Genomic DNA, 1,597 nt, shown 5'->3' on the forward strand with positions numbered 1-1,597 from the left:
ATCGCTTGAGTCTTGCAGTGACGAAATTTTATCGTTTCGGTTTTGCGTCTGCGAGCTAGCGGGCGAAATTTCATCTCTTAAAAGCACCGCCAGATCGCGCCCGACGCCGCCTAGCTCGCCCGTATGCGCGATGAGATCGCCCACGCGCGCGCCGCTGCGAAACACGGGGCGCTTGCACTTGCCGATCAGGCTCACGCTAAGCGCGATGCGATCCGAGCCGATCGTGTCGCCGCCGATGATCCGTATGCCCCACTCGCGCGCCGTTTCGCTCACGCCCGCGCACAGCTCGTCGATCTCGCGCGTGCCGATCTCGCGCGGCAGCGCAAGCCCCAGCAGGGCGTATTTGGCGCGCGCGTTCGTCGCGATCATGTCCGAGATGTTTACGAGCATCGCCTTTGCGCCGATCTCGCGCAGGCTAAGCCAGCCGCGGCGAAAGTGCACGCCCTCGACGAAAAGGTCCTTGCAATACGCTCGCTCGCCGATTACGGCGCAATCATCGCCGTTAAGCTTCGATCTAAATTTCTCAAAAATATACCGCTCTTTATCCATGCGCCCTCCGTTAAATTTAGCGTTACGCCGCAACCGTGCGAAAGCTAAGAAGCCCTAATTTGCGGGCTCCTGTTTAATTTCGTCGCACACGCGCAGCAAGAGTTCTACGCTCCGCTTTGCAAGATTATAGCGTAAATTTAGATTTTCGCCGCGCGAGTTTGGCTGCGGTTCGGTGCGGCTCGATAGCAAAATTAGAAATCGCGTGAGTTTTGGGGCTTTGGCGCGGCTCGGTATAACTTGATGCGGACGGAGGGCTGCGATAAAACTGCGCCATAAGCTATTTCTTGCATGCGCCCGTCTGCACGCACTTGCGCAGATAACGAGTCTTTAAAATGGCTAGCTTAAAATTTTAAAATTTAGCGCAGCCGCTGGTGAGATTAAATTTAAACGCTGCGTAAGCGCAGTAAGTCAAGTAAGGTTTTTATCGAGCCGCCTGCGACAAAAGTCATATCTGATATTTGACCGCACGCGGCTATAAAAGCTGCAAAGAAAATTTGAAAAATTTGAAGCTACTTAATGCTCGCCGTTAAGACTTCCACTCTCTCTTTTCAAATCCCGCTTTGGGAAAAAATTATTAGCGTATTTGCGCTACTACTTTCAAAAATTTGATTGTTATTTTTTAAGATCCTCGCTAATCTGTTCAGGATGTTTTATAAAGTAATCCACTTCATACCATTTTCCATCTAGAAGTCCGTTCATATGCGCTAAATATTTTTTCGCCTCGCTTGCATTATTGCACTCTTTATCGTTGATAACATCCTTTGGCTGCATTTTCTCGCAAAGCTCTAGTTTCGCTTTTGCTTCTAGCGGCGCAAGCAGATAATCTGCAATTGTTTTTTTAGGCTCGTCCTCCTTGCATCCGGTAAGACCCAAACCTACGATAGCCGTAAGGCTCAACAAAAAAATTCGTTTCATTTCCTCTCCTTTTAAATGGTGACTAATTATATATTCGTTAAACTTAATTTTCGTTTTTTATATTGTCTTTTTGCAGCCGTATATTATATAAAGAGGATTTTGATGAATTACAAGTCAAACAGAATAAAATTTC

The 1,597-nt window shown here is 47.8% G+C and carries 2 protein-coding genes; both read right to left on the reverse strand.

Annotated features, from left to right (window positions below):
• Positions 1–549, reverse strand: a 549-nt coding sequence (locus Q0256_RS02605) for a thiamine-phosphate kinase (RefSeq protein ID WP_297959787.1), incomplete at its 3' end; no start/stop codon positions are given.
• A gap of 612 nt (positions 550–1,161) precedes the next feature.
• The gene (locus Q0256_RS02610) at positions 1,162–1,464 is read right to left on the reverse strand and encodes an EexN family lipoprotein (RefSeq protein WP_297959789.1); all 303 of its coding nucleotides are present in this window, start codon (positions 1,462–1,464) and stop codon (positions 1,162–1,164) included.
• Positions 1,465–1,597 lie beyond the last annotated feature (133 nt).

The organism is uncultured Campylobacter sp. (assembly GCF_937949835.1).
In the GTDB taxonomy this organism is placed as follows: domain Bacteria; phylum Campylobacterota; class Campylobacteria; order Campylobacterales; family Campylobacteraceae; genus Campylobacter_B.

Coding starts and splice junctions, on each gene's coding strand:
- Q0256_RS02610 (WP_297959789.1), bottom strand. CDS start 1,464: ATGAAACGAATTTTTTTGTTGAGCCTTACGGCTATCGTAGGTTTGGGT.